Genomic DNA, 17,352 nt, shown 5'->3' with positions numbered 1-17,352 from the left:
GCAATATGAAAGGTATCTGGATAGACGAAAAGACTTTTATTAGGTTTGCTGCTGATAAACCTGCCTCACTCACAGAAGAGATTGCCACAAGAAAAGGGGCTATAGATTTTTACTCGCTCGGTTTTTATCTGCCAAATCCTGACCCTGTGCTAAAAAAACAGGGCAAGGATATAACCGTATATCATGAACTTCTTACAGATGCACGTGTTTCAGGATGTGCAGGCAGTAGAAAGGCAGGCGTGCTCTCGCTTGAGTGGGATATTGACAAAGGCAAGGCAAAATCACGACAGGCAAGGATTATTAAAGAAGTTTTCTCTAATATAGACATATATCAAGTAATCTCAGAGATGCTTGATGCTGTGCTATTCGGCTATGCTGTGTGTGAGGTCGTGTGGGAAAAAGTTGGCTCCTATATTCTTCCTGCCCGTATCGTTGGCAAGCCTCAGGAGTGGTTTGTGTTTGATGAAGAAAATAACCTGATGCTCAGAACAAAAGAGAAACTGAACGGTGGACCCGTACCAGAACATAAATTTTTACTTGTGCAGCATAATGCCACATATAAAAATCCCTATGGCAAGCCTGCTCTTAGCAAGTGCTTCTGGCCCGTAACATTCAAAAAAGGCGGCCTTAAGTTCTGGGTTATGTTCACTGAAAAGTACGGCATGCCCTTTCTCATCGGTAAGCATCCTCGCGGAACCTCAAAAGAAGAAACAGACAGGTTTGCCGACATGCTTGAGGCAATGATTCAAGATGCAATTGCAGTTGTACCGGATGATTCCTCTGTTGAGGTACTTGAAGCTTCTGCCAAGTCGGCATCGGCTGGAATATACAGGGAGCTACTTGATTACTGCGATCAGGAGATTGCAATTGCGCTGCTTGGGCAAAACCTCACAACACAGGTTCAAGGCGGTTCTTATGCAGCAGCCCAGGTGCACATGGAGGTAAGAAAAGACCTCATCAACAGCGACAAAAAAATGATTGAAAAAGCGATAAATCAGCTAATCAAATGGATATACGAAATAAATTTTTCAGATGGCGAGATGCCTGTTTTTTCCATGTATGAGGAATCAGATATAGACAAAAACCTTGCAGAGAGAGATGAAAAAATCTCCAACTCCCTTGAAAAATCAGGTCTCAGATTTACCAAACAATACTTTCAAAAGGCGTATGCCCTTGAAGACGAAGATATTGAGGTTTCAGAGCAAAACACCACAAAAACAGAGTTTGCCGAAAAAAAAGAATCACCTTTCCCTGATCAACAGGCAATTGACGATGCAATGGAATCTATATCTCCTGAAGAACTACAATCTCAGATGGAAGGAGTGCTCAAACCAATTATAGAACTTATTAAAGAAGGTACTTCATACGAGGAAATAATGGAAAAACTCGTAGAAACTTATCCAGATATGGATACATCTGCAATTGAGCAGATGCTTTCAAGGGCAATCTTTGTTAGCGAGCTGTGGGGAATGCTCAATGCCAGAAAGTATTGATCTTGCATACGCAATAGGACTTCCTCCAGAGAAGGCAATAGAGTATTTCAAAGCCAAAGGATACAAGCTTACCTGGGATTGGTGGGAAATGTGGCAGGAAGCCCATGCAAAGGCTTTCACTGTTGCAAAGGCTATGAGGATGGACATTCTACAGGACATCAGGGAAATGGTTCAGAAAGCCATTAATGAAGGCATCAGTCTTGAGCAATTTCGTAAGGAGCTTGAGCCACGCCTGAAGGCAAAAGGGTGGTGGGGATATAAGTTTGCAGTCTATCCTGATGGCAGGGTTGAAAGATTCCTTGAGGGCTCACCCTGGAGGCTGAAAACCATTTTTAATGTAAATATGCAGACTGCATACATGGCTGGCAGATACAAAACAATGATGGAATCAACCGACACCCATCCGTACTGGCAATATGTTGCTGTGCTTGACTCTCGCACAAGACCAGCCCACAGGGCATTGCACGGCAAGATTTTCCGATATGACGATCCCTTCTGGAAGACCCATTACCCACCGAATGGGTTCAATTGTCGTTGCCGTGTTCGTGCACTCAGCCAAAAAGACATTGACAGAAAAGGGCTTCCAGTTGACTCGGCAGAGGGCAAAATTACATGGAAAGATGAGCTCGTAAGCAAAAAAACAGGCGAGCTTCAGCCTGTTGCTGTATATCATGACCCTGTAACAGGCATGAAGATCCCCACAGATGTGGGCTGGAGCTATAATCCTGGTAAGTCTGCATGGTTTCCAGACCTTGATAAATACCCATATGATGTGGCAAAACAGTGGATAAAAGGAGGACTGACAGGTCCAGACTTCAAAGCATTCTACGAAGGAAAGATCAAGGGCAACTTCCCTGTGGCAGTGCTTTCACCTGAAGAAAAAGAGGTTCTTGGCAGTAAAAGTCAAGTTGTTCTTCTGTCTTCTGACACGCTCAAAAAACAGCTTTCCTCTCACCCCGATTTAACAATTGAGGATTATCAGAAAATCCCTGATATTATAGCGAATGGCGAAGTATATCAGCAAAAAGAAGAAAGGCTTATCTACTTCTTTAAGGAGGGCATATTATATAGAGCAAGCCTGAAAAGAACTATTGATAGATTAGAAAACTATTTTTTGAGTTTATTCAAAACAAACGAAAAAGATTTTGATAGACAAATACGAAAGAAAATGAAAAGATTAAGATAAAAAGCAACAGTGGAGATGGCAACCTCCATGAACTCATCTTTCGCTTTTGCGAAAGGTTCAGCCAGCCTGGCCTGTTGCTACATAAATTATACCACATTTTAAACACCTGTTAAATACTCTTTAACAGCGTTTTTAATATCCTCTAAATCCTCATCAGTGAGCTTCAAAAACGGCCTTGCCGGGATAGTAACCTTTCTTCCTCTGCCTGCCTTGCCCCCGAATTGATGTATCGCTGCATATATTTTATTTGTCCCAACTATTGCAGAGTCATTATCACTGTGCTGCGATATTGATGCTGCAAGCTGTCCACGCATCTGAAGTATTGCACCTGGCCAGTATCCTTTTTTCTGCCTCTGTGCTATGGTTTTATTGCTTAATGGTTTCCATCTCGGTCGTCCTTGCTCTGCAAAATTTTCCTCAACAGCGTTATGCATTATGCCTGCAATCTGCCTCATTAATGCTCTTCTGTCTCTGCATCGCTGAATTAATTTCTCCATTTCTGTTTTTATTTTGCTGTCATCTATTTCTATTTTTATCATTTTTTGCCTTTTTTATTACTTTGTGCACATACCTTTCGCTCACTCCAAGCTTTATTGCAAGCTCTTTGCAATTTTTACCATTATAATGTTTCTTTATATATATTGCTCGTGCCACATTAATTGGTTTGGCGCTTATATATATATTCATCCCTGTTAATTTTTCGCAAAGCTTAATCAGTACATCTAATCCACATTCAGTGTATAGCATAGCCAGATCTCCAAATAGTGCTCTTTCTATTTCTTGTTCTGAAAGTTCTTTTAACCAATCCATTTTATTTAAGCTCATACTGGACATTTTCTTTTATTATTCTTTCTGTTCCTGCTGCAATAAGCCTTTCATCTGTCCATTTGTTTATTTCATCCCAGTTTACTTTTTTCTCTATTATTATTGCCTCAGTCCAACCAAGTTGCTCAAGTCGCTCCAGCATGCCACGAACCCGCTTCACTTGCTTTGTAAGCTGATATATCAGTCTCCCATTGTCAAACTCTGCAACATCTCCTTTGAAAAGCTCATATTTGTTTTTGAGTGCAAACTTTTGAAGAGATTCTTCTATCTGTCTTATGTCGTTTTTTATTGATTCAATGTGCTTATAATATTTGTTTTTTATTGGCTCAACTTCCTCTTTGTATTGACTTTCTATGTCATTAAGCATTTGTTTGTTGATTTTGAGCTCGGCAAGAAACCGTTCTACCTGCTTCTTTATTTCATCTTTCTTTGTGGTAGACATTTTCCCCTCCTGCAATATTTATATTCAACTGTCCTATGAGCTCTGGCAAGCTCATTTTTCTGAGCGTTGCCTCAAGCTTTAATATTTTTAGTGCTCTAATTCTTAACTTCATACAGTATTGTTCAAGTTCACTTCCTGCTGAAGCCAGATAGTATCCACCACCTTCTTTATCTGTATCTGAACAGATTGGTGCTCCGTCCTTTCTCAGATCCGTCACAATCTTTCTTATTATTCTTGCTTCATTTACTTTGTCTGCACATGGTTTGCCAAATACTTGCTCGTATAACATAGACATGCTTATGCTGTTTGGTTTTCCTATGTGGTGGACTAAGATTTGTAATACTTTGTTTTTATATTTTTCTTGCATATATCCTCCCATATACATTTTATTAATGATATTACTCTGCAAGGCTTTTTTGTTATTGTGCAAAAATATGCACCATAACATTTTTTACGATATAGACACAGCATTTTTTCTCCTCCTTTGCGATGCTTCTGATAATACTTTTACTAAACAATGTTTACAGTATTTTGTCCTTTTAAACCCTATAAATTTCTCTCCACAACGAATACATGTTTTTACAAGCTTTTTATTAGTCTTTTTTCTCAGGCATTCTATACAGTATTTCCTCTTATATTTTCCGTTCATTTCTTTGCCACACATCTTACAGATTGTTTTTGGCATTTGAACCCTTTCAAAATATCTTGCTCCACATATAATGCATTTTTTCATCTTTGCGATTCCTTCATCTGTGCTCACATGTTCATCAAACAAAACTGCACCACAACGCTCACAGTAAGTTGGGAACTGATATTTCTTATCCTGCTGTTGCCTCTGTTTTTTTCTTGCCATTTTTTTTCTCCTTCATTACTTCAAGCATTTTGATTATTTTTTTAACCTGCCACGACTCAAGAAACCGTATATCCGTTACCCTGAATTTTTTCCAAAGAAGCGATCTTAATGCCTTTTTTCTTGCTGACCCTGTTTTTGCACGAGAAACTTCTTTCCAGAGCGCCTCAATTTTTCTTAGCTGAGAGGAAGTTGCCATCCCCTCTCTTCCGTCCAGATCTTTATATTTTTTTTGCCCTTCCTCCCATACTCCAGCTATTACAGCTATATGCCTCATTTTGATGATTATTCTTTCAGCCTCTTCATATGTAAGCTCTAAAGAACTTGTTACAAATTTATTTGAGTTCCACATAAGGAAACCTCTATATTGCTCATCGTCCCAGCCAAGCCTCGTTTTTAAAGCATGAATTATTCTTATCTGTTTCTTTGTTATTTTCTTATTTTGCATTTGACACATTCTCTGTATAGCCTTAATTTTTCAGGATTTGATACATATTTACCAACTTGTTGCGCAAGATTATAAAGCTCTGCGCACTTACTTGGAAGTATCTCCCCTAAAATAGGGCATTTTATCTGCTCGTTTCCATATATTTTTTTTACTTTTTCCTCAATATTCTTTGTTGAGCCCTTATACTTGCCATTTACAACAAGATACACTGTTGATCTGCTTACTCCAAGCTCGTATGCTACTTTTTCTATTCCCTTTTTATTTATTTCTCTTAACAATATCTCTTTCATTGAACACCACCTCATTTAGGTTTGGATCATATACCACATATACTGTTTTTGCTACAGGAGGCTTCACTCCAGTGTTTTTTATCAATCTGTATATGATCTCTTTCCCTCTCTTGCCTTCCTTTCTTATATATCCTGCCTTAGATAGCGCTCTGAAATACTGTTTGATGTTTTCATAGCTTGCTCCAGATGTTATCGCCACATCAAGCGACGTAAAAGTTAACAAGCCTCTTATTACTTTCCATATTTTTGCCCTGTCTGTATTCATTCTTACCTTGTTCATTTTCCGCCTCCAATGTGCTTTGCGTGCACTTCTTTCAGACTGTTAGCCTTTGCCACTGCTTCAGCACGATATAGCCAAACTATCACTCTCCTGAATCTGTTTGTCTGTGAAGCTATGTAGGCTATAGCATCATCGCTTAGTTTTACTTCGCATAGCTGATCTGCTACTGCCCTGACATCTGCCTCAGAAAGAGGATGAAACCTTACTATCTCAGAAAACCTGTCATACATGTGTTTGAATCTCATGAGTTTTTTATCCGCTTGATCCATCCCAATCAGCACAAGTGGTGTGCCTGTGGTATCATGCAGGTCCCTCAAGGTCTCAATTACCCGTGCATCATGAGCAAGATAATCAGCCTCATCCACAAAGATTGTTCGTGGCCTTTCAAGCAGTTGATCCACAGCCTGCCTGAAAAGGTCTGATGTCCTCCTCATCGGAGCCTCCCCAAGCTCTGCCACTATCTCCTCAAGCAGCCACCTGCCTGACATCAGTTTTTTTGTCCTGATGAATATCCCATCGTTATTTGCTATCCACCAGAGCGAAGTTTTGGTTTTCCCAAGTCCTGGCTCTCCAAATATAAGTGCCATTCCTGGTATCCCCTCCTGACGATTCATGAGGCGAGTCATCGCCCCTGCAAAACGTTCAACATTTGTTGTTCTCGCAAAAATTCTTTTCATGTTATAATCCTCCTGTAAAAGTTAATTTTCTTTTTCCCAGAATTGTTTCATCATTTTGTAAGTTAGCGTGCTTTCAAAATATTCCTTGAACTCCCAGTCTTCCTGTGTGTGGAATCCATTCTTCATATGCCACTCATACCTTGCAATTTCATTGTCTCCAAAGAATGGTCTTTCAGGTGCGTTTTGATCCTGATTTGGCTCAATTTCCTGCGGAAGCTCTGGCTCTATCTTTACAGCTTCATCAGGAATGTGCTCTTCAATCGGTGGAAGTTGCAGATCTTCTATCTCAATTCTGTCCGCTATCCGAGGAGATGCCTCTATAGCCTTCTGCCAGTCAAGCTGAATGTCTGTTTGTCTCTTGAGAAGGTCTTTAACAGCCATAATGGTCTTTTTCTCAAGCCTTCTCTGTTCTGCTATCTGACGCTTGAGCTCTTCCATATCCTTTGCATCTCCCCTTACTGCTGCCAGAGGATGAACAGGTTCCCTGCGTTTTGCAATGCAGATGAATTCTCCTCGTTTGTCGTATACCTTTATTTGGCTCAAATCAAAAATGCTGTACTTGATGATTACCTGCTCTCTCATTCCGTACAGTGCTTCATCCCAGTATTCTGTCTTGAGGAATCTGATTCCATTGCGGGTGATGTTTGTGATTTTTTCTTCCATCATGAGGTCATCAAGCTCATCAACAAACACTCCTTGACCAAGTCCTTCCTGAAGTACTTCTCCCTTAGTCTTGCCTGTCACATGAGGGCAGGGCTGGGAGTATTCAAATTGTAGCCATGACTCTATAAGCTGGATTGTTTCCTCTATGGTTGGGATGTATTCTTTATGGCGTTGTTTGTGAAATTTCTCATTTCTTTTTAGATAGGCAGGTCTGTCCTGTATGGATGACCCCACAAAACTCGGCATCAATCTCTCAAATGTCTCTGTGAACTCCTGAAACCATCTCTCTATTACTTTTGCCCTTGCGTTGTATGGATGGGCAAAGATTGTTGTCACACCAAGACGGGCAAAAAGCCCATATATCCCCGTTTCATTAAAGTCATCTACACCTGTGAAATACTTTGCCCTGAAGGCTTTTCCATTGTCCATATATACGACCTTCGGGAATTTGCCAAGCCTCAGTATGGCATTTCGCAAAGCAGATGCAATGCATTGAACATTCTCAGTGAGCATAATTTCATAGCCAATAAGCGTAAAGCTCTTCCAGTCCAGAAATCCCACAAGCACCGGTCTCACAGGTTTACCAGTGAATGGATTTATCACCTGGAAATTGAGTCTATGTCCATCTGCAACCAGCACTTCTCCAACTTCAAGTAACGATGGATCACGCCTGATAAATGTTTCTACTTTATCTCTTAGTGCCTTCTGACCTTCTCGCATCAGCACCCAGTGGTCGTAGTTTTCTGTTTTCCATCTCTCAGCAAAACGCCTGAATGTGATGGGATGAGAAGGCGAAGGGATTCCTCTGCTTTCAAGGTAGAATTTAGTTAATCTGATTGCCTGACCGATTTTTATGTTTTTTGGGTCAAGCAGAAATCTGAAAAATATGTCTTTCTCTTCTTCTGTGAGTCCGCATCGCCTGCTTCCTGGATTCCACTGAGGAATTAGTCTTGTGTAGTCATCTGTACCCCCAAGCTGGTCTATCCAGCGATATAGGGTTTTTACTGATACTTCACCAAGTATTTTATATATGTTCTGTGCGATTTTCCCTTCATTATATGCAGACAGAAAAGCCCTGTCTGCCTCTGTTTTTTTGCCAGCCCCTTTTCTGAACTCTCTCCAGAGTCTCACAAGATTCAGTCTTGCAAGGGCTATCTCTATAAATTTCTTTGGAGCCTTAGGTGGAGCAGCTGGGATTGTGGCTTGAAGGTAAGACTCAAGCATGCCTTTTTGCTGGTAGTATTTAAGCCTTGCCTCAGCTGGCAAAGAGGAAAGGGCAATGAGATACCTTGTGCCACCTCTGCCAGTGGTGGTCTTTGTTATAAATTTGCCAGCTTTACAAGCTTTTTGAAGTGCTCTTTTTGATACATTTAATAGCTCCTGAACCTCTTTTATCTCTAACCAGAGGTTCGCACTTTCATAATGATTTTTTGGCTTTAAACTACTATCTTGATATCTATTTTTTTCTTTATTTTCAATGCCTTTTGACAACTGCGAACTTTTTGTTAATAGGTTCGCACTTAAGTTCGCACTTTTGTCTTGTAAGTGCGAACTGCTACTTTCTTTTCTTAAGGCAACTAAATTGCTAATCGGTCACCCCCCAAGCCTCTGTATCATCATTTTTATTGTTTTTTCTCTCTCTAAAAGCTCTTTTTTCATCTGCTCAATCCTGCCAAACTCTGTATATAAAGCTTCAGCACTCTCTATGTAGAATCCGCCACATTTGTCTGCAAGAAACCTGAGTATTTCCCTGCTTCCTGTTGCTCTGCAAAAAGCAGGCAGATACGAAAGAGGGAATCTATGATTTTCCTTGCTCTCAGCAGACCAGCTATCAAGCGTCGCTTTTGTTATCTCTTTGCCAAGTAGTTCAGACATTTTACCAGCCACCTCATATCTACTTAGCCTTGTCTGCTTGAGAGCCATTGTTACAAGCCCGCGTATCTGAGCATCTATATTTAGACTTCCTGGAGCAGACTCATTCAAAGCCTGAGCCTGTTCTTGCTGAATTTTCTTAAGTAGATCAAAGAAATCAAGCTGTTGTATGTCTATTTTTTTCTTCATCTTAGACATAGACAAAAATGACAAAAAAATATATACTTATCAATATGGTTCATTTGTCGCCCCAGAGTTCTTCATATGGGATTCCGAGAGCCTCTGCTATGAGCTCTTGTGTATGCCTTGATTTTTTTCTGCGGTTCCAGACAAGACTAACCCATGTTCTCGTTTTGCCGATTTTCTTTGCAATTGCAGAAAGATTTGGCCTTATAAGGTCACTTTTTTTGACTTCTTTTATTAACACTTTATTTATTTGCATATTGAAATTATATGTTATTGCATTAAATATGTCAAGGGGTTTTTATGCAGAATGAATTAAAAGATAGATTAAAAATTTTAATAGATAGATTAAATTTTAATTATAAAGAATTTTGCAAAAAGACTGAAATTCCTTATCCAACGCTAATGGATTATTTATCTGGGAAAAGACTCCCCGGATATGAAAATTTAAAGAAATTAGCTATGCATTTGAATATCTCAATTGATTGGCTCATCACTGGTGAAGGAGAAATGTTTATTGAAAAACATAAACCTCTTGTTACACCAGAAACTACTAAAGAATATAAAAGTCTGGGGCAGGACTACATTCTCATTCCTATGGTGAGCGGAAAAATCAGTGCAGGCAAAGGACTTGTTCCGGTAGAAGACGCTCAGATAGAGATAAAGCTTGCCTTCAGGAGTGACTGGATCAGGCGTAAGGGTGACCATACAAAAATGAGCCTTATCAGGGTAGAGGGAGACTCAATGGAACCAACGCTTTTCAGTGGCGATATTGTCCTGGTGGATGGAAACAGGAACTTTGTTGACCTTCATGGTGGAATTTATGCTATTTATGTCAATGATTCCATTATGATTAAGCGAATTCAATCGCTTTTTAATGAAAAAAAACTTAAAATTATTAGCGATAATCCAAAATATGAGCCAATTATCGTGCCTCCAGATAATATTCATGTCATCGGTAAGGTCATCTGGATAGGCAGAGAAATAGAAAAATAGGAGGGCAAAAATGAAAAAAGTAATTGTTTTTATGGCTATTTTAATGGTTGCATTACAAGTACAGTGTTCATCTGATAAAAAGGTCAACAACGAGAGAAAAATAAATGTAGAAACAGTAAAAGATGCCTCTTCTTGGGCAAAAAAGAAAATTCCTGGAATTGTAATTAAAGAATCAGAAGGGAAAGGTGAGGCTGGAGAATACTATATAAATTATATAAGAAATCTTTCGGATATTGATATTGGCTCTTTTGGATATCAACATAAATATTCAAAAAGGAAATATCTGTTTTTAAATATTGAATGTAGAGATGCAAAAATAAATTGCACAAATCCTTCTATAATTTCTCCTTTTATAGATAGTTTTTTAAATGCCTTAGATTTTCATGCTGTTTCTTATCAAGACACGCCTCAGGATATAGTCAATTTTGTTATCAAAGAAGCAAAAGATTGTTTAAAAAACAATGAAATATCCTGTAGTAAGGAAAATATTCCGTTAGGGATTCCAAAGCTCTCAAAAGAACAAAAGCCGGATTATAGAATGTCATTATTGATAAAAAAACATTGCACATCTTTAAATGTTTGCAATGAATTGCAATATATAAGAATGGAAGTTGCAACGGCGTTATGAATTTTTACCATTTTTTGACTCAGAAAAATAGACAAAGCAAACTAATTTAATTTTATAGGTTTTTTAATTTTTATTGTCTATTTTTTAAGTAAAAATTTCTCAAATCTATGTTAAAAAATCGGTATTTTTTGCAATTTTTCTCAAACCTCAAAATAGTCATAAAATCAAGTATTATCAAGCATTTTAATAACTTTCTTTTTTTCTCATTTTACCTGATAAAATACATCTGCCTTTCCCTGCCGTTGCGAGCCTACCTATGAGGAATTGAAACTTCCTTCCCTCTAATTCTTTTTGAGCTTGCTTTTCATGTTGCGAGCCTACCTATGAGGAATTGAAACGTATTGTAGGCGAGCAAGACTTTCCGACGAAAGCGAGTTGCGAGCCTACCTATGAGGAATTGAAACAGGTTGAAACAGTCAATAGGGATTTTGCCAAGCCTGGTTGCGAGCCTACCTATGAGGAATTGAAACAGTTTTCCAAAAACAGACCCCCAGAAAACAGATATCGTTGCGAGCCTACCTATGAGGAATTGAAACTGCTCAACAATATCCTTCTTCGTTGCAAGCACAACGTTGCGAGCCTACCTATGAGGAATTGAAACTGTTCTGCCCTGTCGTACTCAATCCAGGTGCCATCTTCGTTGCGAGCCTACCTATGAGGAATTGAAACTGTCTCGCTCCTGTTTCTGTGTGATTCTTTTGATTTTTAGTTGCGAGCCTACCTATGAGGAATTGAAACGCATACTCAATAGCATAAAAATCCACAAATCCACCTTGTTGCGAGCCTACCTATGAGGAATTGAAACATATTGTTGTTGATGAAATTGACCATATTAAAGCAGTTGCGAGCCTACCTATGAGGAATTGAAACTCTATCTCAAAAAGACTTATTAAGTCTCAATATTGGGTTGCGAGCCTACCTATGAGGAATTGAAACATACAAATTGCCTTCAATCTATTGATATGCCATTATGTTGCGAGCCTACCTATGAGGAATTGAAACTTCTAATTGTTTTAATGGCTATCCTTTGGATAGTCGTTGCGAGCCTACCTATGAGGAATTGAAACCTTATTTTGGCATGTATTCTTTCATTGTTCCTTGGGTTGCGAGCCTACCTATGAGGAATTGAAACACTCATCAAATGTATAAGTTTTACTTGCATCAATCGTTGCGAGCCTACCTATGAGGAATTGAAACTACAAACGAAGATTTTGACAAGGCAATATTTACAGGTTGCGAGCCTACCTATGAGGAATTGAAACAAATCAATGTCACTCCATTTTAGCATCCGTGCTTCGTTAAGTTGCGAGCCTACCTATGAGGAATTGAAACCAGTTTGAGCACCTGTCACATTGGCATTAATGTTTCGTTGCGAGCCTACCTATGAGGAATTGAAACCACCAAAATAAACCTCAGAACCTCTAACTTCAAATAGTTGCGAGCCTACCTATGAGGAATTGAAACTCCTTTCAAGTAACTCTTTTATCTCCTCAACACAGAGTTGCGAGCCTACCTATGAGGAATTGAAACACAGATTGTGCAAATACTGTATTATTTCTCCTGTTCGTTGCGAGCCTACCTATGAGGAATTGAAACCACCAAAATAAACCTCAGAACCTCTAACTTCAAATAGTTGCGAGCCTACCTATGAGGAATTGAAACTCTATAAAGAGGTCAAGCACATGCCAGACAGGAAAGTTGCGAGCCTACCTATGAGGAATTGAAACTGGCAAAGGTAAAAAGCACAAATTGGGATAAAATAGTTGCGAGCCTACCTATGAGGAATTGAAACACAAGATTGACCTCAGTGAATACATTGAAGACATACAGTTGCGAGCCTACCTATGAGGAATTGAAACGCACGATTTTGCCAATTTTTGCATTTTCCTCATTTGGTTGCGAGCCTACCTATGAGGAATTGAAACTATTCTCTTTATATCATTTTTGTTCTAATTTGTCAGTTGCGAGCCTACCTATGAGGAATTGAAACTCTCTGCCCTGCTGGATACCCTACGATTGGATACAGGTTGCGAGCCTACCTATGAGGAATTGAAACTCTCTGCCCTGCTGGATACCCTACGATTGGATACAGGTTGCGAGCCTACCTATGAGGAATTGAAACCAGTTTTAATGCTTCAATCTCTTTAATTCTTTTTACGTTGCGAGCCTACCTATGAGGAATTGAAACTGTATTCGATAAAAAAAGTGGAGGGGATTTAGAAGAGATGGGTTACTTAGACTTATATAGAGCATTTGAAGAAGAGGGGGTTGAAAAGGCAATAGAGGGGTGGAAACTCTTTGCTGATATGCCAGAGGTTTGGATTGCCTGTCATTATGATTCTGAGGTCATTCTGCCCATTCGGGAATTTATTGCTCGTAAGGGAGTGGATGATAGGGTCAAGCAAGAGGATATAGCTGTCTTCAAAAAAGCCCTTGAGGTAAAGGCTGATCCTTATTATTTTGAAGAGGGGGAGGAATATCCTCTAAGTCATTGGTGGTTCTACCTTGACAGGATTTCAGAGAGAACTTATCCAGCTGAGCTACTGCCTGAGTATCTGAGTGAGATTTATTTAAAAGTCCTGCATGAAAGTTAAAAGTTAGCCTAATATATGGAGTCTCTTTTAAGGGAATAAGGAGATTACTCGCAGACCCTTCGCCTACGGCTCAGGGCTCGCTTCGCTCGCCTCAGAATGACATTTCGCTATTTATGAGGAACTTTGTCTTGGTGGCAAGGCTCAGTTAGCTCTTTTTTAATGAAAGATAGAGGTAATTAAAAAAATAAAATAAATAATTTCACTCGTGATGAATATATTTATTTTTTATGCTGCTTAACCTATAAGTAACTCTTTGTAGATTTTTCTCGCAAGATTAAATAGTTTTATATTTTCCAAGTCGCCATAGTCTCTGTAGGTATTAATTGAAGGGCAGAAGGTGTTTTTCTTGAATATTAATGTCACCTCTCCATATATTCCATCTCTTAAGTAAATACGGTGAGAGTAATCTTTTGTTGTTGCCAGAACAAGCTTGGCTGTAGATATGTAGCCAGGGTCAAGATTTATCTTTCTTTTACCATTTTCTGAGTATTCTGTCTCAATTTGATTGGTCTTGATTTTTATATCTGCAATATGGGCTTCGGAAATTAGATTTTTAAAAAAAACAAACCTTTTAAACAATGGACTTCCAATTTCAGGTTTATAGTAATCTGAGTAGTTCCATTCCTTTGGAGAAGACTCTATTAATATTTCTCCAAATATTTTCTCAAGGGAATCAAGAGAATTGTAATATACTTCTTTGTCTCTGTATAAAGCTGATACAAAAAGAAGGACTTTTTTAGGAACAGCTGGCTTGCCCATTCATGAAAGGACTTGCTTTAAATGGGGCACTATGTGAGGATTGTTCCAGTCAACAGGACCTATTATTTTATGCCTCAGAATACCTTTTTTGTCTATGAGAAAAGTTTCTGGAACGCCTTTTATTCCATAATTTGCAGAGACAACTCCATTATCAATCAACACAGGAAAGGTGAAGCCTGAAGCTTTTATAAACTCTGCCACTGCTGTCGGATTGTCTTTATAGAGAACAGTAAGAAATACCAGTTCTTTATCATTGCCGTTTTTATTTAGATAGGCCTGGATGGCCTTTTTTTCATCTTTACACTCTTTACACCAAGAAGCCCAAAAGTTTAATATTACTATCTTTCCTTTGAGTTCCTCCAGAGTCCATTTTTTCCCGCTCATATCCATTAGTTCAAAAGTTGGCGCTGGTTGACCGATTCTTACCATTGCTGTCTGGGCTGGTGATTTTATTTTTTTTAAGATTATACTGCCTGTTACAATTAAAGCAAGCAAGATAAAAATTATAATAAAAACGTTCTTTTTCATATTTTCCCTCAGTTTACTGTTGTTGCTATTTCTTCTTGCACTTCTTCAAATTCTATGTTGTTTTCTTTTAACTCAACTTTTATTAGGCTTGTTCCCCTAAATCTTCCTTTAAGTATCTCCTCAGAAAGGGGGTCTTCTATCTCTCTTGCTATGGCTCTTCTCATCGGTCTTGCTCCGTAAGCTGGCTGATAGTATTTGTTCAAAATCCACTGCTTTACTTCTTCAGATACTGCTATAACCAAACCGTATTCGGCAAGTTTCTTATTTGTTTCCGCAATGAGTAGGTCGAGAATGGATATAAGATGGTTTTCTTCAAGGGGATGGAATACTACGATGTCATCTACTCTGTTTATGAATTCAGGATTAAATGTTTTCTTTAGTTCGGCAAAGACATTGTCTTTTATTTTCATGTAAACATTTGCCTGTTGTTTTTTGTGGAAACCAAGAGGAGTAGATTTTTCGATAAGTCTTGCTCCTATATTGGAGGTCATTATTATGATTGTATTTCTGAAGTCAACTTTTCTTCCAAAGCTATCAGTGAGAACACCTTCATCAAGTATTTGCAGCAGTAGATTGAAAACATCTGGATGGGCCTTTTCAATTTCATCGAAGAGAACTACTGAATATGGCCTTTTCCTTATTTTTTCAGTCAGTTGACCACCTTCTTCATATCCTACATAACCGGGTGGAGCGCCGATAAGTTTCGAGACATTAAATTTTTCCATGTATTCGGACATGTCAAATTTTATGAGAGCACTTTCGTCGTTAAACATGAACTCTGCTAAGGCCTTTGCAAGCTCTGTCTTGCCCACGCCTGTAGGTCCCAGGAAGAAAAATGAACCAATAGGCCTGTTTTTTGTTTTAAGGCCTGCACGGGAACGTCTTATGGCTTTACATACACTTTTAATTGCCTCGTCTTGTCCTACAATTCTCTTGTGAAGTGCCTCTTCCATCTGAAGGAGTTTTTCTGTCTCTGTTTGTTCAAGTTTATAAAGGGGAATTCCTGTCATTTTTGAAACAGTGTAAGAAATGTCTTCAGCTGTTACGAGCGGAACTTCTTTATACTGAGATTCTTTCCATTTTTTATAGCTTGCTTCATATATTCTTTTGAGTTTGTCCTCTTCGTATTTAAGCTTTTGCGCAGAGGGAAGGTCATGAAGCTTAATGTAAAGGGATTTTTCTTTTGCCAGTCTTGCAATTTCAAACTCTAAATCTTTCAGTTCCTGTGGTATGAGAGATTTTTTTAGTTTAATTCTTGATGCTGTTTCATCAATCACGTCTATGGCTTTGTCCGGTAGAAATCTATCGGTAATGTATCTATCCGACAGCTTTGCTGCTGCCTCAACAGCCTCATCAGTAATTTTTACTTTGTGATGGTTTTCATATTTTTCTCTGATTCCCTTCAAAATCTCAACAGTTGTCTCTACTGAAGTTGGCTGAATATAGACTGGTTGAAACCTTCTTTCTAATGCCCCGTCTTTTTCAATATACTTTCTGTACTCCTGAGGAGTTGTAGCTCCAATACACTGCATCTCTCCTCTGGCAAGGGCAGGTTTCAGCATATTTGAGGCATCTACAGAGCCCTCGGCTGCTCCTGCTCCGATTATTGTGTGAAGTTCATCTATGAAAAGTATGACATTGTCAGACTGTGTTGCCTCTTTAATTACTGCTTTAAGTCTTTCTTCAAACTGTCCTCTGTATTTTGTTCCAGCTATCAGTGCTCCCATATCGAGGGCTATTATTCTCTTTCCTACGAGAATATCGGGGACATCACCTTCTATGATTTTCTGGGCAAGTCCTTCTACTATTGCTGTTTTGCCAACGCCAGGCTCTCCGATTATTACAGGATTGTTCTTTATTCTTCTGCCAAGAATCTGAATAACTCTCTCAATTTCGTCTTCTCTTCCTATGACAGGGTCTAACTTGCCTTCAAGAGCAAGCATTGTCAGGTCTCTACCAAATTCATCAAGAGCAGGAGTGGTTGTCTTTTTTCTCTCCTTCTGTGGCGCACTTTGAAAATGAGGCCGTATGGAGAAGTTTATTGTCAACTGTCTTACTCCTAAGAGATTTACGCCAAATCCTCTCAAGACTTTTCCGGCAATGCCCTCTTCTTCTTTTACTAATCCGAGAAATAGGTGCTCACTTCCTATGTAGGGATGCCCCAAGAGGCGTGCTTCTTCAACGGCGTATTCAAGTACTTTTTTAGCTCTCGGTGAAAAAGGAATTTCACCGTATGTTAGGAGATTTCCCTCGTGAGAGATTTTTTTCTCAAGCTCGTATCTTACATTCTCCGGATTAACGCCTATTTTTCTCAGAATAGCTACAGGAATAGACTCTTCCTCTCTTAAAATTGCTAAAAGTAGATGCTCTGTATCAAGAAATTCGCTATTTCTCTTTTCTGCTTCTTCTCTGGCGAAGAGAATTATTTTACGACCTTTTTCTGTGAACTTTTCAAACATACAAAGCTCCTTTTTTGATTTTGTTCCTAAATCAATATTAATTTGTTTATATCTATCCTGTCAATGTTTAGAGTTTATTATGAAAGGAATTAAGACCATTGACAAAAGCTTCTTATCTTTTTACAATAATAAAACTCGGCCTGAAGGCTGAAATTTAATTATTTTTACTAACATAAGCA

The 17,352-nt window shown here is 38.8% G+C and carries 19 protein-coding genes, 1 pseudogene and 1 CRISPR repeat array; of the genes and pseudogenes, 5 read left to right on the top strand and 15 right to left on the bottom strand.

Annotated features, from left to right (window positions below):
* Positions 1-5 precede the first annotated feature (5 nt).
* Both ACZ430_RS02955 and ACZ430_RS02950 read left to right on the top strand, forming a co-directional pair.
* Positions 6-1,493: a DUF935 domain-containing protein gene (locus ACZ430_RS02955; protein ID WP_464910667.1), complete on the top strand. Its 1,488-nt coding sequence runs from the start codon at positions 6-8 to the stop codon at positions 1,491-1,493.
* Positions 1,477-2,289: pseudogene (locus ACZ430_RS02950) on the top strand (phage head morphogenesis protein); the annotation flags it as partial. The gene ACZ430_RS02955 and the pseudogene ACZ430_RS02950, both read left to right, overlap by 17 nt.
* A 488-nt stretch (positions 2,290-2,777) precedes the next feature.
* On the opposite strand, the gene ACZ430_RS02945 reads toward ACZ430_RS02950, so the two are convergent.
* From ACZ430_RS02945 to ACZ430_RS02890, 12 genes are all read right to left on the bottom strand, one after another.
* Positions 2,778-3,218, bottom strand: a complete 441-nt coding sequence (locus ACZ430_RS02945) for a phage virion morphogenesis protein (protein WP_464910666.1) — start codon at positions 3,216-3,218, stop codon at positions 2,778-2,780.
* Positions 3,196-3,489, bottom strand: coding sequence for a Mor transcription activator family protein (locus ACZ430_RS02940; protein WP_464910665.1), 294 nt, complete (start codon positions 3,487-3,489; stop codon positions 3,196-3,198). The genes ACZ430_RS02945 and ACZ430_RS02940 overlap by 23 nt, the downstream gene beginning before the upstream one ends.
* Position 3,490: 1 nt before the next feature.
* Positions 3,491-3,946, bottom strand: a complete 456-nt coding sequence (locus ACZ430_RS02935) for a host-nuclease inhibitor Gam family protein (RefSeq protein WP_464910664.1) — start codon at positions 3,944-3,946, stop codon at positions 3,491-3,493.
* Entirely contained in the window at positions 3,924-4,313 is a 390-nt protein-coding gene (locus ACZ430_RS02930; RefSeq protein ID WP_464910663.1) for a hypothetical protein, read from the bottom strand. The genes ACZ430_RS02935 and ACZ430_RS02930 overlap by 23 nt, the downstream gene beginning before the upstream one ends.
* An 84-nt stretch (positions 4,314-4,397) precedes the next feature.
* On the bottom strand, positions 4,398-4,799 hold the full coding sequence (locus ACZ430_RS02925) for a hypothetical protein (protein ID WP_464910662.1): 402 nt from the start codon (positions 4,797-4,799) through the stop codon (positions 4,398-4,400).
* Entirely contained in the window at positions 4,765-5,244 is a 480-nt protein-coding gene (locus ACZ430_RS02920) for a phage protein GemA/Gp16 family protein (RefSeq protein ID WP_464910661.1), read from the bottom strand. Before ACZ430_RS02920 ends, ACZ430_RS02925 begins: the two co-directional genes overlap by 35 nt.
* Positions 5,226-5,534 carry a hypothetical protein gene (locus ACZ430_RS02915; protein WP_464910660.1) on the bottom strand — a complete coding sequence of 103 codons (309 nt, stop codon included), beginning with the start codon at positions 5,532-5,534 and terminating at the stop codon, positions 5,226-5,228. Before ACZ430_RS02915 ends, ACZ430_RS02920 begins: the two co-directional genes overlap by 19 nt.
* Positions 5,503-5,814, bottom strand: coding sequence for a hypothetical protein (locus ACZ430_RS02910; protein ID WP_464910659.1), 312 nt, complete (start codon positions 5,812-5,814; stop codon positions 5,503-5,505). Before ACZ430_RS02910 ends, ACZ430_RS02915 begins: the two co-directional genes overlap by 32 nt.
* Entirely contained in the window at positions 5,811-6,440 is a 630-nt protein-coding gene (locus ACZ430_RS02905; RefSeq protein WP_464910658.1) for an AAA family ATPase, read from the bottom strand. The genes ACZ430_RS02910 and ACZ430_RS02905 overlap by 4 nt, the downstream gene beginning before the upstream one ends.
* Positions 6,441-6,512: 72 nt before the next feature.
* On the bottom strand, positions 6,513-8,645 hold the full coding sequence (locus ACZ430_RS02900) for a Mu transposase C-terminal domain-containing protein (RefSeq protein WP_464910657.1): 2,133 nt from the start codon (positions 8,643-8,645) through the stop codon (positions 6,513-6,515).
* Positions 8,646-8,747: 102 nt separating this feature from the next.
* The gene (locus tag ACZ430_RS02895; RefSeq protein ID WP_464910656.1) at positions 8,748-9,215 is read right to left on the bottom strand and encodes a hypothetical protein; all 468 of its coding nucleotides are present in this window, start codon (positions 9,213-9,215) and stop codon (positions 8,748-8,750) included.
* Between the two features lie 49 nt (positions 9,216-9,264).
* Positions 9,265-9,468, bottom strand: coding sequence for a helix-turn-helix domain-containing protein (locus ACZ430_RS02890; protein ID WP_068861746.1), 204 nt, complete (start codon positions 9,466-9,468; stop codon positions 9,265-9,267).
* Between the two features lie 44 nt (positions 9,469-9,512).
* On the opposite strand from ACZ430_RS02890, the gene ACZ430_RS02885 reads away from it, so the two are divergent.
* From ACZ430_RS02885 to ACZ430_RS02875, 3 genes are all read left to right on the top strand, one after another.
* Positions 9,513-10,205, top strand: coding sequence for an XRE family transcriptional regulator (locus ACZ430_RS02885; RefSeq protein WP_464910655.1), 693 nt, complete (start codon positions 9,513-9,515; stop codon positions 10,203-10,205).
* 10 nt (positions 10,206-10,215) lie between these two features.
* On the top strand, positions 10,216-10,833 hold the full coding sequence (locus ACZ430_RS02880; protein ID WP_281321230.1) for a hypothetical protein: 618 nt from the start codon (positions 10,216-10,218) through the stop codon (positions 10,831-10,833).
* Positions 10,834-11,074: 241 nt separating this feature from the next.
* A CRISPR array of direct repeats spans positions 11,075-13,021; the repeat unit is 30 nt; unit sequence GTTGCGAGCCTACCTATGAGGAATTGAAAC.
* 37 nt (positions 13,022-13,058) lie between these two features.
* Complete coding sequence (locus tag ACZ430_RS02875) at positions 13,059-13,427, top strand: hypothetical protein (RefSeq protein WP_297208876.1); 369 nt, start codon at positions 13,059-13,061, stop codon at positions 13,425-13,427.
* Between the two features lie 234 nt (positions 13,428-13,661).
* Here the strand turns inward: ACZ430_RS02875 and ACZ430_RS02870 are convergent, their stop codons facing one another.
* The 3 genes from ACZ430_RS02870 to ACZ430_RS02860 are packed head-to-tail and all read right to left on the bottom strand — an operon-like array spanning position 13,662 to position 17,173.
* On the bottom strand, positions 13,662-14,186 hold the full coding sequence (locus ACZ430_RS02870) for a DUF4416 family protein (protein ID WP_297208880.1): 525 nt from the start codon (positions 14,184-14,186) through the stop codon (positions 13,662-13,664).
* Positions 14,187-14,714 carry a TlpA family protein disulfide reductase gene (locus ACZ430_RS02865; RefSeq protein WP_297208883.1) on the bottom strand — a complete coding sequence of 176 codons (528 nt, stop codon included), beginning with the start codon at positions 14,712-14,714 and terminating at the stop codon, positions 14,187-14,189.
* Between the two features lie 8 nt (positions 14,715-14,722).
* A complete protein-coding gene (locus ACZ430_RS02860; RefSeq protein WP_297208885.1) occupies positions 14,723-17,173 on the bottom strand; it encodes an ATP-dependent Clp protease ATP-binding subunit in 2,451 nt (816 codons plus the stop codon).
* Between the last annotated feature and the right edge of the window lie 179 nt (positions 17,174-17,352).

It is taken from the genome of Thermodesulfovibrio sp. TK500a, assembly GCF_055381765.1.
This window is presented reverse-complemented; position numbering and strand designations above follow the sequence as displayed.